The organism is Allobosea sp. 2KB_26 (genome assembly GCF_052115715.1).
GTDB lineage: Bacteria > Pseudomonadota > Alphaproteobacteria > Rhizobiales > Beijerinckiaceae > Allobosea.
Genome location: NZ_JBFRHE010000001.1, coordinates 433,634 through 449,386 on the forward strand (window position 1 = coordinate 433,634; position 15,753 = coordinate 449,386).

At 64.3% G+C, this 15,753-nt stretch carries 15 protein-coding genes and 1 pseudogene; 9 read left to right on the forward strand and 7 right to left on the reverse strand.

The window, feature by feature from the left end; translation table 11 throughout:
• Positions 1-51 precede the first annotated feature (51 nt).
• Positions 52-321: a DUF2798 domain-containing protein gene (locus AB4099_RS02095; protein ID WP_441476864.1), complete on the forward strand. Its 270-nt coding sequence runs from the start codon at positions 52-54 to the stop codon at positions 319-321.
• A gap of 62 nt (positions 322-383) precedes the next feature.
• Here the strand turns inward: AB4099_RS02095 and rpoD are convergent, their stop codons facing one another.
• From rpoD to AB4099_RS02110, 3 genes are all read right to left on the reverse strand, one after another.
• Positions 384-2,417, reverse strand: a complete 2,034-nt coding sequence (gene rpoD / locus AB4099_RS02100; RefSeq protein ID WP_113513953.1) for an RNA polymerase sigma factor RpoD — start codon at positions 2,415-2,417, stop codon at positions 384-386.
• A gap of 199 nt (positions 2,418-2,616) precedes the next feature.
• Positions 2,617-4,527: a DNA primase gene (dnaG, locus tag AB4099_RS02105; RefSeq protein WP_113513955.1), complete on the reverse strand. Its 1,911-nt coding sequence runs from the start codon at positions 4,525-4,527 to the stop codon at positions 2,617-2,619.
• Between the two features lie 110 nt (positions 4,528-4,637).
• Positions 4,638-5,108, reverse strand: a complete 471-nt coding sequence (locus AB4099_RS02110; protein WP_441476865.1) for a GatB/YqeY domain-containing protein — start codon at positions 5,106-5,108, stop codon at positions 4,638-4,640.
• Between the two features lie 147 nt (positions 5,109-5,255).
• On the opposite strand from AB4099_RS02110, the gene carA reads away from it, so the two are divergent.
• From carA to AB4099_RS02135, 5 genes and pseudogenes are all read left to right on the forward strand, one after another.
• Positions 5,256-6,464 (forward strand): glutamine-hydrolyzing carbamoyl-phosphate synthase small subunit, encoded by a 1,209-nt coding sequence (carA, locus tag AB4099_RS02115; protein WP_441476866.1) that lies wholly within the window; start codon positions 5,256-5,258, stop codon positions 6,462-6,464.
• A gap of 9 nt (positions 6,465-6,473) precedes the next feature.
• Positions 6,474-6,800 (forward strand): NIPSNAP family protein, encoded by a 327-nt coding sequence (locus tag AB4099_RS02120; RefSeq protein WP_441476867.1) that lies wholly within the window; start codon positions 6,474-6,476, stop codon positions 6,798-6,800.
• A gap of 175 nt (positions 6,801-6,975) precedes the next feature.
• Positions 6,976-7,728 (forward strand): annotated as a pseudogene (locus AB4099_RS02125) (prephenate dehydrogenase/arogenate dehydrogenase family protein); the annotation flags it as partial.
• A 93-nt stretch (positions 7,729-7,821) separates the two neighbouring features.
• Positions 7,822-8,247, forward strand: a complete 426-nt coding sequence (locus tag AB4099_RS02130; RefSeq protein ID WP_441477654.1) for a group III truncated hemoglobin — start codon at positions 7,822-7,824, stop codon at positions 8,245-8,247.
• Between the two features lie 263 nt (positions 8,248-8,510).
• Positions 8,511-8,783 (forward strand): hypothetical protein, encoded by a 273-nt coding sequence (locus AB4099_RS02135; RefSeq protein WP_069879733.1) that lies wholly within the window; start codon positions 8,511-8,513, stop codon positions 8,781-8,783.
• Between the two features lie 155 nt (positions 8,784-8,938).
• Here AB4099_RS02135 and AB4099_RS02140 read toward each other — a convergent pair whose 3' ends face one another.
• Entirely contained in the window at positions 8,939-9,871 is a 933-nt protein-coding gene (locus AB4099_RS02140; RefSeq protein WP_441476868.1) for a LysR family transcriptional regulator, read from the reverse strand.
• An 87-nt stretch (positions 9,872-9,958) separates the two neighbouring features.
• On the opposite strand from AB4099_RS02140, the gene AB4099_RS02145 reads away from it, so the two are divergent.
• Both AB4099_RS02145 and AB4099_RS02150 read left to right on the forward strand, forming a co-directional pair.
• Positions 9,959-10,852 (forward strand): DMT family transporter, encoded by an 894-nt coding sequence (locus tag AB4099_RS02145; protein WP_441476869.1) that lies wholly within the window; start codon positions 9,959-9,961, stop codon positions 10,850-10,852.
• A gap of 137 nt (positions 10,853-10,989) precedes the next feature.
• Positions 10,990-11,487 (forward strand): GNAT family N-acetyltransferase, encoded by a 498-nt coding sequence (locus AB4099_RS02150; protein ID WP_441476870.1) that lies wholly within the window; start codon positions 10,990-10,992, stop codon positions 11,485-11,487.
• Between the two features lie 119 nt (positions 11,488-11,606).
• On the opposite strand, the gene AB4099_RS02155 is transcribed toward AB4099_RS02150, so the two are convergent.
• A complete protein-coding gene (locus AB4099_RS02155; protein ID WP_441476871.1) occupies positions 11,607-12,863 on the reverse strand; it encodes a class I SAM-dependent methyltransferase in 1,257 nt (418 codons plus the stop codon).
• Positions 12,864-13,062: 199 nt separating this feature from the next.
• Between AB4099_RS02155 and AB4099_RS02160 the strand changes: the two genes are divergently transcribed.
• Complete coding sequence (locus AB4099_RS02160) at positions 13,063-13,755, forward strand: methyltransferase domain-containing protein (RefSeq protein ID WP_441476872.1); 693 nt, start codon at positions 13,063-13,065, stop codon at positions 13,753-13,755.
• Positions 13,756-13,862: 107 nt separating this feature from the next.
• On the opposite strand, the gene AB4099_RS02165 is transcribed toward AB4099_RS02160, so the two are convergent.
• Both AB4099_RS02165 and AB4099_RS02170 read right to left on the reverse strand, forming a co-directional pair.
• Positions 13,863-14,270 (reverse strand): GtrA family protein, encoded by a 408-nt coding sequence (locus tag AB4099_RS02165; RefSeq protein ID WP_113513977.1) that lies wholly within the window; start codon positions 14,268-14,270, stop codon positions 13,863-13,865.
• 139 nt (positions 14,271-14,409) lie between these two features.
• Positions 14,410-15,711, reverse strand: a complete 1,302-nt coding sequence (locus AB4099_RS02170) for a hypothetical protein (protein ID WP_441476873.1) — start codon at positions 15,709-15,711, stop codon at positions 14,410-14,412.
• Between the last annotated feature and the right edge of the window lie 42 nt (positions 15,712-15,753).

The following is a 15,753-nucleotide window of genomic DNA, read 5'->3' on the forward strand; positions in this document are numbered from 1 at the left end:
TGCCGGAAGCGCCTCCCCAGCGACACTGCCTGTCTCGAGAGCTTGTTCTCCATGTCTCCGACTGACGTCTCACGCCCGCGCCGCAAGCTGCCGGCGCGCTATGCCGGCATCATCATGCCCTTCATCCTGTCGATCGTGATGACCTTCGTCGTCTCAGGCATCTCGACATTGAAGGCTCTCGGTCCTTCCATGACCGCGCTACAGACCTGGCCCGTCTCTTGGGGCCTGTCCTGGCTGGTCGCCTTCCCCACCCTGCTTGTCGTGCTGCCCCTCGTGCGACGGCTCGTGGCACTCATCGTCGCCACGCCCAGCCAAGGCTGAACGTTCCCCGTCAAAAGGAAAGGGCGGCTTGCGCCGCCCTTCTCTGATCCCGAGTGCTGAGCTCAGTTGTCGAGGAAGCTGCGCAGCTTCCGCGACCGGCTCGGATGCTTGAGCTTGCGTAGCGCCTTGGCCTCGATCTGACGGATACGTTCGCGCGTCACCGAGAACTGCTGGCCAACCTCTTCGAGAGTGTGGTCGGTGTTCATGCCGATACCGAAGCGCATGCGCAGCACGCGTTCCTCGCGCGGAGTGAGCGAAGCCAGCACCCGCGTCGTCGTCTCGCGCAGGTTTGACTGGATCGCCGCGTCGATCGGCAGGATCGCGTTCTTGTCTTCGATGAAGTCGCCGAGATGCGAATCTTCCTCGTCGCCGATCGGCGTTTCCAGCGAGATCGGCTCCTTGGCGATCTTCAGCACCTTGCGCACCTTTTCGAGCGGCATGGCGAGCTTCTCGGCCAGCTCCTCAGGCGTCGGCTCGCGGCCGATCTCGTGCAGCATCTGGCGCGAAGTCCGGACGATCTTGTTGATCGTCTCGATCATGTGCACCGGGATGCGGATGGTGCGCGCCTGGTCGGCGATCGAGCGGGTGATCGCCTGCCGAATCCACCAGGTCGCGTAGGTCGAGAACTTGTAGCCGCGACGGTACTCGAATTTGTCGACCGCCTTCATCAGGCCGATATTCCCCTCCTGGATCAGGTCGAGGAACTGCAGGCCGCGATTCGTGTACTTCTTGGCGATCGAAATCACGAGACGCAGATTGGCCTCGATCATCTCCTTCTTCGCCTGCCGGGCTTCGCGCTCGCCCTTCTGGACCATCAGCACGATCTTGCGGAATTCCTGGATCTCCAGGCCGGTCTCGGAGGCAAGCGTGTGGATGTCTTCGCGCAGCTCCTTGATCCGGTCCTTCTCGGACCCGACGAATTCGCGCCAGCCGCGCGAGCCGAGCTTGGAGACGCGCAGGACCCATTTGGGGTCGAGCTCGCCACCGACATGCTGCTTGAGGAAATCTTCGCGTGCGACGCCATAGGTCTCGGCCAGGCGGAGCAAGCGTGTCTCATGCGAGATCAGGCGCTTGTTGATGTCGTAAAGCTGCTCGACAAGCGCTTCGATGCGGTTGTTGTTGAGCGAGAGCGACTTCACCGCAGTGATGATGTCGTCCTTGAGCTTCTTGTACTTCCGATCCTGCGACGGCGAGAGCTTGGTGTTCTCCAGCCGGTTGGCGATATCCTGGTCCTGCAGGCGCCGCAGCTTCTTGTAGTTGTCGGCAATCGAATCGAAGGTCTCGAGCACACGCGGCTTCAGCTCGGCTTCCATCGCCGAGAGCGAGACATTGTTCTCGATGTCGTCGTCATCCATCTCGGGTGGCGGTTCGCCCCCCTCGCTGCCGAAGGCCGGCGGGCCGCCCGCCGGCTGACCTTCGGCTTCCTCACCCTCTTCACCAGGTATTTGCGCCGGGTTCTTGCCGTCGGGACCGGCATAGGTGGCTTCGAGATCGATGATGTCGCGCAGCAGAACCTTGCCGTCGACGAGTTCGTCCCGCCAGATGATGATGGCCTGGAAGGTCAGCGGGCTTTCGCAGAGCCCGGCGATCATCGCCTCGCGGCCGGCCTCGATGCGCTTGGCGATCGCGATTTCGCCTTCGCGCGACAGGAGCTCGACCGAGCCCATCTCGCGCAGATACATGCGAACGGGATCATCGGTGCGCTCGGTCGGCTCGAGATTGCGCTTGACCTCGACCGGCAGCGCCGAACGGGAGGTCTCGACGAGATCGCCCTCGGCTTCCTCGTCATCGCCGCCGCCGTCCTTGCCGCGCTGGGCGCGTTCCTCGCCGGCGGCCTCGGGATCTTCGTTGTCGACGACGTTGATGCCCTGCTCGCTGAGCTGGCCAAGCACGTCCTCGATCTGCTCCGAGGAGAATTCCTCGGAAGGCAGGACTTCGTTCAGTTCGTCATAGGTGACATAGCCGCGCTTCTTGGCGAGCTTGATCATCCGGCGTACGGCCTGATCCGTCAGATCCAGCAGCGGCCCATCAGTGGTCGGGGGGGCTTCCGGTGCGACCTGATCGGTCTTTTCCCGCTCGCTCGCTTTAGTCGCCATCAATCAGCGCTCCGCACTCTCGCGTGGCAGGAGGCGCGAAGTGCCCCATGTCGACGCATAAAAGGGCGGCGCGGCCGCTGGTCCGGCGCGCTCACCCCACCCAAATCATCTCAACCAGATGGACCCGATCCTCCTTAGGAATCGTGAACCATCCATGCCCCGTGCGACAGTGACGACGACAGCGAAAGCTATGTTCCGATCAATCACCTGCCATGGCCTCGGTGCCCTCGAGGTTCTCGAGCCGGGCCTTGACGTCTTTGATCCAGGCGAAATTTGCTTCAGTCGCTTCGTCAGCCAGTGCGCGCTCGGCTGCCTTCAACTCGCTATGTAACGTTCGCGCCCGATGATGCAAGACGATTGCCTGACGAATCGATTCAAAAACTGATTCCGGATCAGCCGCTTGGGCGAGTTTCAGTCGCTCCGCCGGACCGGTGACGGCCATCAGCGCCGCCTTAGCGTCCTGGACCTTCGGCTGGTCGAGCCGATTCGCCAGGGCGTCCTGATCGAGCCCGTCGCCGAAGGCCGCATCGAGCAGCACTTGCCTGAAACGCTCGGCCGCCATGCCATCGAGCGATAGCTCCGACAATTCGTCCGCGCAGCGCATGATCAATCCGGAATGGCTCGCCAATGCCAGCAGGATGAAGGCCTCGCGCTTATCCTCGCCGCGCCCTTGCGACACGATGCGCGAGCGCGAAAGCTGTGAGCTAGCCCTCAGAGGCAAGGCCTGGCGGTTCGCGCCGGCGCCTCCCTGCCCACGAGCACCGCCTCGCCCGCGCTGCTGCCCGCCTCCACCAAAATTCCTTTCGCCGCCAAAACTCCTTTCGGCGCGGGCAGGAGCAGCACTGGTGAAGAGCTGCGACAAGCGCTCTTCCATCTCGATGCGATAATGGCGCCGCGTCACCTCGTCGCGGATATGTCCGAGCGCCTCCTTCAGCCGACGTTCGAAGGCCGCCCGGCGCTCGGGCGTATCGAGTGAGCCGGCTTCGACCTCCCGATTCCAGAGCATGTCGACCAGCGGCCGCGCCGCCTTGAGCACCTCGGCAATCGCGACCTTGCCGCCGGAGCGCGCCAGGTCGTCCGGGTCCTGCCCGTCCGGCAGCAAGGCGAAGGCGAGCGACTTCCCGGGCTCGAGCAGCGGCAAGCCGATATCGATCGCGCGGCTCGCGGCCTTGCGCCCGGCCTTGTCGCCGTCGAGGCAGATCACAGGCTCGTCCGCCATGCGCCAGAGCAGGCCGATCTGGTCCTCGGTCAGCGCCGTGCCAAGCGGAGCAACGACCTGCGGAAAGCCCGCCATCGTCATGGCGATGACGTCGACATAGCCTTCGACCACGATGACCTGCCCGAGATCATGAGCGGCCTTGCGGGCATTGTGGTGGTTGAACAGCAGCCGGCCCTTGTGGAAGAGCGGCGTCTCCGGCGAATTCAGATATTTGGCGGAAACCTCGGCACTCATCGCCCGGCCGCCGAAGGCGATCACCCGCCCGCGCGCATCATGGATCGGGAACATGATCCGGTCGCGGAACCGGTCATAGGGTACGGCGATCTCATCGCCATGGATCAGCAGCCCGGCCTCCATCATCAAGGCGGCATCGACCCCCTTGCCGGCGAGATGGTCGCGCAGCGCGAAACGATCGGGTGGCGCGTAGCCGATGCGAAACTGCCTTCTGGGCTCGCCGTCGAGGCCGCGACCCGACAGATAGCGCCGCGCCGCGGCGCCACGCTCAGCCGCCAACTCGGCTTCGAAGAAGCACGCCGCAAGCTCCACAACCTCGTGGAGCCCCTTGCGCCTTTCCTCCTGGACCTGCGCCTCATGCGTCACGGTCGGCAGGATCACGCCGGCCTGGGAGGCCAGCTTCTCGACCGCTTCAGGGAAGGAGAGCCCTTCGGTCTCCATCACGAACTTGAAGATGTCGCCGTTCTTGCCCGAGGAGAAATCGAAGAAGGAGCCCTTCTGATCATTGACGAAGAAGGACGGTGTCTTCTCGGCATTGAAGGGCGAAAGGCCCTTCCATTCCCGCCCGGCCTTGGCGAGGCGCACGCGTTTGCCCACGACCGCCGAAACCGGCAGCCGCGCCTTGATCTCCTCAAGGACGGAGGGGGGGAACTTCATGGCTTCCTATGTGGGGCCTGGCGCACAGGAAGCCAATCGCCGATCCGCAAGCGGACCGGCTTATCGGCTATATCCACAGCGCCGGTGCGCCCCCCGGCGCTCGCCTGCGATCAACCGCCGAGCGCCGCCTTCACCAGGCCGCTCGCCTTGGCGAAGTCCATCTGGCCCGCGTAATTCGCCCGCAGGATCGCAATGACCTTGCCCATGTCCTTGACCGAGGCCGCGCCGCTCTCGGTCACCGCGGCGGCAATCGCCGCCTTCACCTCGTCCTCATCCATCTGCTTCGGCAGATAGGAGGAGATGACGTCGACCTCGGCACGCTCGCCGGCAGCCAACTCCGGACGGCCATTAGCGTCGTAGATCGCGATCGATTCCTGACGCTGCTTGATCATCTTCTGCAGCAGCGCGAGGATTTCATCGGCAGAGGCCTCGCCCTTGCCGGCGCCGCGCGCCTCGATGTCCTTGTCCTTCAAGGCAGCCTGGATCAGGCGGATCGCGCCGACCTTGCCCTTCTCGCCAGCCTTCATCGCTACTTTCAGCTCGCTGGTGAAGCGCTCGCGCAGGCTCGTCATGTTCGTCATTCCCTTTTCTTGTACCAGGCCGGCGCAGGCCTCGATTGACGACGTGGACCGGCGTCTTTAAGGCTCGCGTTCCAGATCGGCGGAGCGCGAAGCCGCTGCCCCGCCCCACACATTGCCGCCTCGTCGCGGCCTGGACGAGACATAGACATGACCGCTCCCGAAGGAAACCCCGCCACCGGCGGCTGGACAGAACCGCGCGCGACCGCTCTCCTCGTGCTGGCCGACGGCACCGTGCTGGAAGGCTTCGGCCTCGGCGCCGTCGCTGAAGCGCCGGGCGAGGTCTGCTTCAACACGGCGATGACCGGGTATCAGGAAATCCTGACCGACCCATCCTATGCCGGGCAGATCATCACCTTCACCTTCCCCCATATCGGTAATGTCGGCGTCAACGACGAGGATACCGAGACGGTGAACGCCGCGGCGTCCTCAGGCGTGCGCGGCATCGTGATCCATGCCGACATCACCGAACCGTCCAACTGGCGCGCGACGCGGCATCTCGACGCCTGGCTGAAGGCTCGCAACATTGTCGGTATCGCCGGCGTCGACACACGGGCCCTGACCGCCCTGATCCGCGACAACGGCATGCCGAACGCGATCCTCGCCCATAATCCCGACGGCATCTTCGATATTCCCCGTCTCAAGCGGCAGGCCGCCGGCCTGCCCGACATGGCCGGGCTCGATCTCGTGCCGCTGGTCACCGCCGCTCAGCGCTACGACTGGAGCGAAACGCCGTGGCAATGGCCCGCCGGATACGGCAAGCGCGAGAGCTCGGCACACCGAGTCGTCGCGATCGACTATGGCGTGAAGCGCAACATTCTGCGCCTGCTCGCAAAGGCCGGCTGCGAGGTGACCGTCGTGCCTTCGACAACCAGCGCCTCCGACATCCTGGCGCTGAGCCCCGACGGTGTCTTCCTCTCCAACGGCCCTGGCGACCCGGCCGCGACTGGCGAATATGCCGTGCCGGTCATTCGCGAACTTCTCGACCGGAAGATTCCGACTTTCGGCATCTGCCTCGGCCACCAGATGCTTGCGCTCGCCATTGGCGGGCAAACGATGAAGATGAAGCAGGGGCACCACGGCGCCAACCATCCGGTCCAGGACAAGACCACCGGCAAGGTCGAGATCGTTTCGATGAATCACGGCTTTGCGGTCGACCCCACGACGCTCCCGGCCAATGCGAAGGAGACGCATGTCTCGCTCTTCGACGGCTCGAACTGCGGCATCGCCCTCGACGACCGGCCGGCCTTCAGCGTCCAACACCATCCAGAAGCGTCCCCCGGGCCGCAGGATAGCCATTATCTCTTCGCCCGCTTCGTGGAGTTGATGGAAACCGAAAAGGCCAAGGCCGCAGCCTGAGGCGACACGATGCTCCACCAGTTGCGCATCTACGAGATCTTCGAACGCAACAAGGCGGCTTTCCATGCGCGCTTCCGCGACCACGCGGCGCGCATCATGGCGCGCCACGGCTTCGAGATCGTGGCAATGTGGGAAACCCGGAGCGCAACGCGAACGGAATTCGCCTATATCCTTGCCTGGCCCGACGCCGAAACCAAGGCAGCGCGCTGGTCGAGCTTCATGGCCGATCCCGAATGGACCGAGATCAAGCGCGTCACCGCGATCGAGCATGGCGATCTCGTCGGCGCCATCGAGGATCGCCTGATGGTGCTGACCGATTACTCGCCCAGGCTCTGAGTTGACAGGCCGACCGGCCCGCGGTTTAAGCGAGCCATGACCATGTCCTGCCTCCTCGCACGGAACTATTACGCCCCGTCCTCATAAGGCGGTGGCATTCCCATGTTCAACCGCCGCGCTGGCGGTTGAATTCAGGCAGTCACCCGGCATCGCGGCCTCCTCCAGGAAAAACGCGATGCACCCCTCCCGCAAAACCGTCTCGTCTGTCGGCATCATGGGCTTTGGCGCCTTCGGCCGTCTCATGGCTCGTCATCTCCAGCCACATTTCCCGCTCTTCGTCTGCGATCCCGAGCGTCCGCCCGAGGCCGACAAATCGGGCAAGGGTCTCGTTCCATCGGATGAAAGGGCGGTCGGCGCCTGCGATGTCGTGATCCTCGCCGTGCCGGTCGATCGGATCTCGACCGCGATTGCGGCCCTGCGGCCGCATCTGCGGGCGGGCACGCTGGTGCTCGATGTCGGTTCGGTCAAGATCGGCCCGGTGCGCGCCATGCAGGTCGAGTTGCCTGGGAACGTCGACATTCTCGGCACTCACCCGCTGTTCGGGCCGCAAAGCGCGTGTCACGGCATCAAGGGACTGAAGATTGCGCTGTGCCCCGTCCGCGGGCGCAATGGTCCGCGCATCGCCGCCTTCCTGCGCAAGGTGCTCGGCTTGAAGGTGATCATGACCACGCCCGACGCCCATGACCGCGAAACAGCCATGGTCCAGGGCCTGACGCACCTGATTGCCAAGATCTTGGTGCGGATGGAGCCGCTGCCACACCGTATGACGACGGCCAGCTTCGATCTCCTGATGCAGGCGACCGATATGGTCAGGCATGATGCGCCGAACGTCTTCATGGCGATCGAGCGCGCCAATCCTCATGCCAGGGCAGTCCGCGACAGGTTTTTTGCTCTTGCCGAGGAGATGCGGCAGTTGCTGGAAGGCGATCACTTCGCTCAGCCCACGGCTGACCTGTCTCGGAAATCCGCAGCAAGCCGCCAGCCCCCTGACATGGAGCGGCGGTTGGACCGCAGGAAGACAATGACCGACAATCCGCTTGCCAATCCCGGTATCGCCCATCCCGACCTTGACGAGGCGACAATCAGCCTGCTCATCCGCACGTTCTACAGTCGGGCGCGGCTGGACGATGTGATCGGACCGGTCTTCGAGGCCGCCGTTGATGATTGGGATGACCATATCGGCAAGATCAGCGACTTCTGGAGCAGCGTGATGCTGCGCACCGGTCGTTATGGCGGCCGGCCGATGCGACCGCACCTGATCCTGCCCCTGGAAAGCAAGCATTTCGACCGCTGGCTCGAGCTTTTCGAGGCGACAGCGCGCGAACTTTGTCCGCCTGCCATCGCTCAGGCCTTCATCATCCGGGCGCGCCGGATCGCCGATAGCTTCGAGATGGCGCGGGCGTCGCAGCGTGGCGAAATCGGAGTGCCGCGCCATAGCACGAGGTGATCCCGGATGTCGGAGAGGCTTGTTGTTGGCGGTGTCAACGACGCGTTCTCCGTCGATACCGCGGCTTTCTCCTGTGGCCTGCCGCGGAAAAACGCCCGGTTCAAAATGGCAACCTGCTCTTTTTGCATTGCTCCCATCTCAATATCCTACTATCCAACACAACTCACGGCTGAAACGCTCGCAGTTGCTGTCGTGAGAGAACGATCCGGAGCATTGCGATGGAACGTAGAGGAAGCGCACGCACGCGATCATGGGCACATCAAGTGCTGATCGCTGTTGAAGGCGACGATTTCCTGTCCAGGCTTCATGCCATGGATGCGTGGCTTAGCCAGTGGGAAATTCCCTATCGTGCCGTCTCGGTGCCGCGCGACAACGGGGCGATCCGGATTTGTTTTTCCGACGAGAGATTCGCCCGGGCCTTTCATGTCAACCTGGGTGGGCTGCGCGTTCCTTCCGATCCGTTGGCCACGGAACTGGCCGCGGATCCCGCCAAGGACGACTTCTATCAATTGGTCGAACGCAAGATCGCCAACTGAACCAGGTCCGGGTTCGATCCCGCATCAATGGTGAGATGTGCCGAAGCCGGCGCAGGTCGCGACTGGATCTGTCATAACGATCCCTTCGCGGAATGGCCCGTCACCGGGATGCCCGCGCCCCCTCGGCAGCATGCAGATGCGTCACCCTGGGCGCGCTAAGCTGCCTTTGCTTCTGTTTTCAGGAAGGCGGTCAGCCTTGCCGCAGACAAGCCCGCCTCTTGCGCGATCCGCGTCGCCAGCGCGGCGGAAGCGGGGCGTGGCTGGCCGATCGGACGGTCGAGCCAGTAGGAAACCGGATTGAGCGCAGTGCGCGGATCAACGGCCGCCACACGTCCTGTCTCGATCTGCGACTGCGCCAGCGGTGGCCGGGCGAGCGCCACGCCGAGCCCGCAGGCAGCGGCATCGAGCACGAGATTGTAGTCCTCGAAACGTCGATCCTGCGGACGGGGCCGGTAATCCAGCCCTTGCGCCGCAAACCAGGCCCGCCAGCCGGACGCATCGGAATCATGGATCAGCGGTAGGTCGAGCAGCCGCGCGGCGTTGCCGGCACCGATGCTCTGCGCAAGCGCCGGCGACGCGATCGGAAAGCACCACTCCTCGAAGAGCTGGACCGAGACCCGCCCCGGCGCTCCGCCACGCCCACAGCGAATGGCGAGGTCGATGCCTTCGCTCTCCAGATCAACCCGGCGATGGTCGACCTGCAGCACGATGCGCAGATCCGGATCGCCGCTTTCGAGCCATTTCATGCGGGGCATCAGCCACAGGCTGCACACCGAAGGAATCGCGCTGAAGCGCACGACCGCCGCACCGCGCGGCTCGGTCCAACGATCCGATGTATCCGCGATCAGCGCGAAAGCCTCCTGCGTGCGCTGCATCAGTCGCTGGCCCTCTGGCGTCAGCGCGACGCCGCGCGCCTGCCGGGCGAAGAGCCGCGTACCGAGCCAATGCTCGAGCTTGGCCACCTGCCGACTGATCGCGCCATGGGTCAGGTTCAGCGTCTCGGCGGCGGCCGAGAAGCTCCCCGAGCGGGCGGCCGCCTCGAAGGCACGCAAGGTATCGAGCGGCGGCAATCCTGAGCTGTGATCCATACTCACAGATCATGCTCGAATTACTCGTTTGTCAATCAGCTCCCCCGGGTATCTATCACCTGTCGCCCCCTGACACCGAGGCTCGACATGAATTCGCTCAATCCAGCCGTCTCCACTCCGCGCAGCCTCGATCCGGCCACCGTCGCCGTCGTCACCTTTACCGTTATCGCCTGGGCCTCCGCCTTTCCTGCGATCCGGGCCGGGCTCACGGCGCTAGGGCCGATCGAGCTCGGCGCCGCGCGTTTCGCGATAGCGGCCGTCCCGAGCGCCATCTTCCTCGCCATCATGCGCCCTGCCCTGCCCGGCTGGTCCGATGGCTGGCGCTTTCTGATTGGTGGGTTGGTTCATGTCGCGCTCTACACCACCCTGCTGAACTTCGGCGAGAAGACCGTCTCTGCCGGCGCCGCGAGCTTCATCATCAACGTCAATCCGATCATCACGGCCGGATTGGCGATGCTGATCCTCGGCGAACGCTTCGGGCCGCTCGCCTGGCTTGGCACCGCGATCTCCTTCGCCGGTATTGGCCTGATCGCCTTGGGTGAAGGCCAGGGCATCGAGCTTAGCACCGGCGTCCTCTTCATTCTTGGCGCCGCACTCTGCCAATCGGTCACAGCCATCGTCCAGAAGCCGCTCTTCGGCCGCCACAAGGCGCTCACAGTATCGGCCTGGAACATGGTAGTGGGCGCACTGGCACTCTCCCCCTTCCTGCCCAATGCCATCAGCCAGTCCGCCTCCGCGTCGACTGAGGCTCTCTTTGCCGTCATCTATCTCGGGATTGTGCCAAGCCTGCTCGCCTATGCGACCTGGACGATGATGCTCGCACGGCTGCCTGCGGGCCGCGCCTCGAACTTCATGTATTGCGTGCCACCGGTCGCGACCTTGATGGGCTTCCTCTGGCTCGGCGAGGCTCCGACGGCGCTCGGCATCCTCGGTGGGGTCATGGCCCTGGGCGGGGTCGTGACCGTCAATCTGAAGCGCTGAGAGCCACCGGCTTTTCCCCACGCGCCCCCGCTGCGATACTGCTCCTCGCCCGACCCGCGAGGATGCGTATGACCAGTGATCAGCCCAGTGCCATTCAATCAGTCCCGCCGGCCGCTGGCGTTCGCGTACGAGCATTGGTGGGGGAAGACTGGGTCGCATTCCGCGCGCTGCGCTTGGTTGCGCTTTCCGACACGCCGGAAGCCTTCGGCGCGAGCCACGCCGAAGAGGCCGCCCAACCGGACAGCTTCTTCCGCTCGCGCCTCTCGGCCGAGGAACCCAACAGGGTCTTCGGAGCCTTCTCCGACAGCGGTGACCTGATCGGGATCGCCGGCTTCCGCGCAACGTTCTCTGCCAAGTCGCGCCACAAGGGCGTGCTCTGGGGCGTTTACGTTGTGGCCGGATGGCGCGGCGATGGCGTCGGCCGCGCGCTCGTCGATGCCGTCATCGGACATGCCGTCCGCCACGTCCTGGTGCTCCAAACTTGTGTCGTGACGACGAATCGTGCCGCACACTCGCTCTACACCCGGCTCGGCTTTGCCCCCTATGGCCTCGAGTCCAAGGCGTTGTACGTCAACGGCCAGTTCTATGACGAAGCGCTTCTGGCGCTGGATTTCACGCAAGCCACCGACGCCTGAGGCTCCGGCCCAACGAGCGCCGGCCGAGGCGCGATGCGAACTCACCCCGGTCAGCCCGCTGGGAAGAGCCGGCAGCCATGCCTGAGCGCGGGCATCCACGGTGCGGCATGTCGCGCCCCTCAGAAGCCTTGGGCCTCCAAAGCCCTCTCATTCTCGGTGATGTAGTCGCGGATCACCGGCACAGCGCTCTTATGCGGGCCGAGCAGGAGCTGGAAAACCATATCCCCCCCGATATCGAACGAGATCTCGCAGGCCGAGAGGTAGAACTCCCACATCCGCGCGAAACGCTCGCCCATCATGCCGACGACCTCCTCGCGCTTGGCGAGAAACCGCTGACGCCAGGCAGCCAGTGTCCAATGGTAGTGCCGGCGCCAGAACTCGCAATCCGACGACCAGAGCCCCGTCTGCTCGACCGCGGCGAACACCTCCGACATCGCCGGGGCATATCCGCCCGGGAAGATGTACTTGTCGAAGAACGGTCCGGTGAAGCCCGGGGGGCCGACCCGGCCGATGCAGTGCACCAACGCAATCCCGTCCGGCGTCAGCAGATCGCGGATCTTCTCGAAATATTCGAGGTAATGCGCAACGCCGACATGCTCCATCATGCCGACCGAGACGACGCGGTCGAAACTGCCGGTCAGCTCGCGATAATCCTTGTTGACGAACGTGACACTGCCGCCAACCCCGGCCGATTCGGCCCGCTTCTGTGCCGCCGCCATCTGGTCGGGCGAGACATTCAGGCCGGTCACCTTGGCTCCACAGGCCTTGGCGAGATAGATCGCAAGCTCGCCCCAGCCAGAACCGATATCAAGAACCGTCATGCCGGGTTCGATCTTCAGCTTGGCCGCGATATGGCGGAGTTTTGCCTTCTGCGCGGCTTCGAGTCCGACCTCCGGGCTATGCCAATAGGCACAGGAATAGGTCATCGTCTCGTCGAGCCAGAGCCGGTAGAAATCGGTCGGGATATCGTAGTGGTGCTTGACCTTCTTGCCGGCCACGCCGAGCGGGTTGTGCATCCGGAAGCGCCGGATGCGAAAGCGAATGTTGCGGATCGCCTTTTGCAACGGGTGCTTGCGCATTTCCTTGCGCTGCAGCCAGAACAGGCTGAGCAGGTCATGGATGGTCGAGCCGTCCTCGAAATTCACCCGCCCGTCCATGTAGCCTTCGGCCAAAGCCAGTTCGGGATTCAGGAAGATCTCGCGCTCGATCTTGTCGTCAGAGAAGCGCACGGTGACGGCCGGCGCCGTCTTGTTCTGACCTGCGAACAGGATCGGCCCCGGGCCCGGCCCGAAGACATGGCGCTTGTTGTCCGGGGTGATCACAGTCAGGCGCCCTTGCCTGACAAAGCGTTTCAGAAGTCGCGGCAACAGCAGCATGCAAGCCTCCCAGCCTTGGCGCGACCTTAAGCCGAGCTGTCGGCGCAGGGAAATGCCGAGCCGGCAGAAGAGCACGGAACTGGCGAGGTGTTGCGCGGACTCCATATCGGCGGTTGCCGATACCCGCAGCGACAGCGTAGTCCTGAGGCCGAAACGGGCGCGCGTGTGTGTCCGTCACTGAGCGGATGACGGCGAGACGATGTCCTGGCGCGATTTCTGGAACAGCGAGCACGCGATCTATGTCTCGCCCCGCCACAAGCTGCTGCACTATCGCCAGATCGCCACCGACCTGATTCGCCATATCCCCTCGCCCGAGGCGGCCGTACTGGATCACGGTTGTGGCGAAGCCCTCGCCGCCGATCGCGTCGCCGCAGTCTGCGCCAGGCTCTATCTCTGCGAGGCGGCCCCGAGCGTGCGCGAAAAGCTGCGCGCGACCTTCGGCGCGATCCCGGCGATCACCGTCGTCTCGCCGGAGGAAGTCGAGGCACAGGACGACGGCGCGCTCGATCTCGTCGTCGCCAACTCGCTGATTCAGTATCTCGGCCGCGAGGAGCTGGCGCAGTTGCTCCTGCTCTGGCGGCGCAAGCTGAAGCCCGGCGGACATCTCGTCATCGCCGATGTGATTTCACCCGATGTCAGCGCGCTGACCGACGCCACGCAACTGCTCTCCTTCGCCTGGCGCGGCGGCTTCCTGATCGCGGCGCTCGGCGGCCTGGTGCGCACCGCGTTCTCAGACTACCGGAAGCTGCGCGCCGAGTACGGGCTCTCGACCTATAGCGCCACCGCCATCGTCACTCTGATCCGAGAGGGCGGGTTCGACGAGATCGAGCGCCAGCCGAACTTCGGCCACAACCCGCACCGCATGACCTTCCGCGCCCGCAATCCGGGCTAAGCCGCCACTAGATCATCGGTCCGGAAATCGTATCCGGACAGATGATCTAACCCTTTGTGTTTGCATCGACCTTCCCGAAAACCGCAACCACTTTTCGGGCCGATGCTTTAGACGCCTTCGCGATCCGCGAAGGAGAAGAATTTGTGGCCGAGGAAGGAGAACACCATCACGATCAGCGTGGTGACGATCTGCATCGGCAGATAAGGCAGACCGGCCCGCGCCACGAAAAGATGCATCAGGATGCCGGTCAGCACGAAGCCGCCCGCCGCAATCAGCCCAAAGCGCCAGGTTGCCTCTGCATGGCTATGCGTAGCGTCAAAGGTCAGCCAGCGGTTCAACGTATAGGACACGACCGCGCCAAGCGTGAAACCGGCAAGCGTAGCCGGCACCGGGGCGACCCCGCCAAGCTCGACCAGGCCGATCAGCAGCGCGTAATGCGCCACCGCCGTCACGCCACCGGAGAAGACGTAGGCCACGATCTGGCGCGACTGGCGGGGAAGACGGGAGAGAGGCATCCCCGCCCTCTACAGCATTTTCCTGCTAGCCAGTACCGGCTCGCGCGAAGGTCTGCACAAGCCCCGCATGGCACCGCAGATCAAGGCAGTCCGGACAGGGCGCGAGGCGGCGCAGGTCCAGAATGCGTCTTGCCGCTCCTCAGCCGGCATCTCCACCGCCGGCAAGATTCGCGGGCATCCCGCCGACCGGCATGTCGAGCCCCTGTTTCAGCGTATCCAAATGGAACTCCCGGATACGACCGCTGGTGGGATCGCTGACGAAGGCGCTGTTCCCGACGATGCCCAGGCTCGGCGTCGGCGACTTCGCGCCGTATTGGCAATCGAAGGCGGGCACCGCGTCGAAGCTTGCGAGTTCCCGCCAGGTCGGCGCGATCTCATAGACGCGGAGCTTGCCGTCCGGGGTGAGGTTCGCAAGGCGGTCGCCACCGGCGTCGAGATCGAACTGGCAGGCCGGCTGGCCGCCTGGCACCGGCAGGACATCCGGGGCCGAGAGCAAGGCTGTGGCAGGGTCGATCCGCAGAAGCGCATTGTATGGCCCCCTCAGTCCGTAATTGGCGACGGCATAGCGTGCGCCCGTGCGCGCCTTGATGGCACTGACGCGTCGCTCGTCGGGATAGGCGATCTTGCGCGCAGTCCAGCGGCCTGCAGCATCGCGAGCCAGGACAAGAACGCCGCCATCCACCCCGTCATTGCAGCCGAAGACGTGGCGCCCCTTGCTCTCGGCATAACCGTGGAAAAGCTTGCAGGAAGCGTCGGTGCGAGCCGGATCATTGAAGCTTGCTAGCCGCTTCCAGCCCTTGTTGCGCTCGAGGATTTCAAAGCCGTCCGGCCGAGACGAGGCACTGCGGTCCTCGCCCTTGGCATACATCACGTTCGGCACCGACATCAGCCACTGCCGGCGCCCGAGCGGAATGGCAATGCCGTGCTGCGGTGCCGGGCTTGGCCATGTCTCGCTGACGGGAGACTTGCCATCCAGGCTCTTGAGATCGACCAGCACCGCTTTCGGCTCGCTCTTGCGCTCCCAGGGCCTGTCTCCGTCGAAGAACAGCGCAATCTGCCCATGCCTGGAAACGACATGGGCCGGGCGGTCGCCCTTCACGGCGAAGTCGAGCAGCCTGACCGGCCCCTTGTCGACATCGACGTGATCCCCATGGGATTCGTAGCGCAGTCCGCTATCGAGGAAGCGGATGGTGCCAGCCTCGTCGCCCGTCTTGATGACGATGAAACGGCCACCCTCGGCGCTGGCGAAGGACGGGTTGGGTTTCGGCACATCGAAGCTATGCGTGACCTCGCCGGAATCGAGGTCGAGCACGCGCACGACCGGTTTCTCGTGGTCGGCAAAGACGAGCCGGCCACGCAGGGTGGCGTGATCATGGGCAGAGGCCGCCACTGCGGCGAGAGCAAGGGTAAGCGCAGCTCCCGCTGCGAACTGAAAGCGCATCGTTGTCTCCTGTAAACGAAGGTCAGAGGTCCGCCGGTGCGC

Excerpts from the sequence above, each read along its gene's own strand:
- AB4099_RS02095 (WP_441476864.1), top strand. The coding sequence starts at position 52 with ATGTCTCCGACTGACGTCTCACGCCCGCGCCGCAAGCTGCCGGCGCGC.
- rpoD (WP_113513953.1), bottom strand. The coding sequence starts at position 2,417 with ATGGCGACTAAAGCGAGCGAGCGGGAAAAGACCGATCAGGTCGCACCG.
- dnaG (WP_113513955.1), bottom strand. The coding sequence starts at position 4,527 with ATGAAGTTCCCCCCCTCCGTCCTTGAGGAGATCAAGGCGCGGCTGCCG.
- AB4099_RS02110 (WP_441476865.1), bottom strand. The coding sequence starts at position 5,108 with ATGACGAACATGACGAGCCTGCGCGAGCGCTTCACCAGCGAGCTGAAA.
- carA (WP_441476866.1), top strand. The coding sequence starts at position 5,256 with ATGACCGCTCCCGAAGGAAACCCCGCCACCGGCGGCTGGACAGAACCG.
- AB4099_RS02120 (WP_441476867.1), top strand. The coding sequence starts at position 6,474 with ATGCTCCACCAGTTGCGCATCTACGAGATCTTCGAACGCAACAAGGCG.
- AB4099_RS02130 (WP_441477654.1), top strand. The coding sequence starts at position 7,822 with ATGACCGACAATCCGCTTGCCAATCCCGGTATCGCCCATCCCGACCTT.
- AB4099_RS02140 (WP_441476868.1), bottom strand. The coding sequence starts at position 9,871 with ATGGATCACAGCTCAGGATTGCCGCCGCTCGATACCTTGCGTGCCTTC.
- AB4099_RS02145 (WP_441476869.1), top strand. The coding sequence starts at position 9,959 with ATGAATTCGCTCAATCCAGCCGTCTCCACTCCGCGCAGCCTCGATCCG.
- AB4099_RS02155 (WP_441476871.1), bottom strand. The coding sequence starts at position 12,863 with ATGCTGCTGTTGCCGCGACTTCTGAAACGCTTTGTCAGGCAAGGGCGC.
- AB4099_RS02160 (WP_441476872.1), top strand. The coding sequence starts at position 13,063 with ATGTCCTGGCGCGATTTCTGGAACAGCGAGCACGCGATCTATGTCTCG.
- AB4099_RS02165 (WP_113513977.1), bottom strand. The coding sequence starts at position 14,270 with ATGCCTCTCTCCCGTCTTCCCCGCCAGTCGCGCCAGATCGTGGCCTAC.
- AB4099_RS02170 (WP_441476873.1), bottom strand. The coding sequence starts at position 15,711 with ATGCGCTTTCAGTTCGCAGCGGGAGCTGCGCTTACCCTTGCTCTCGCC.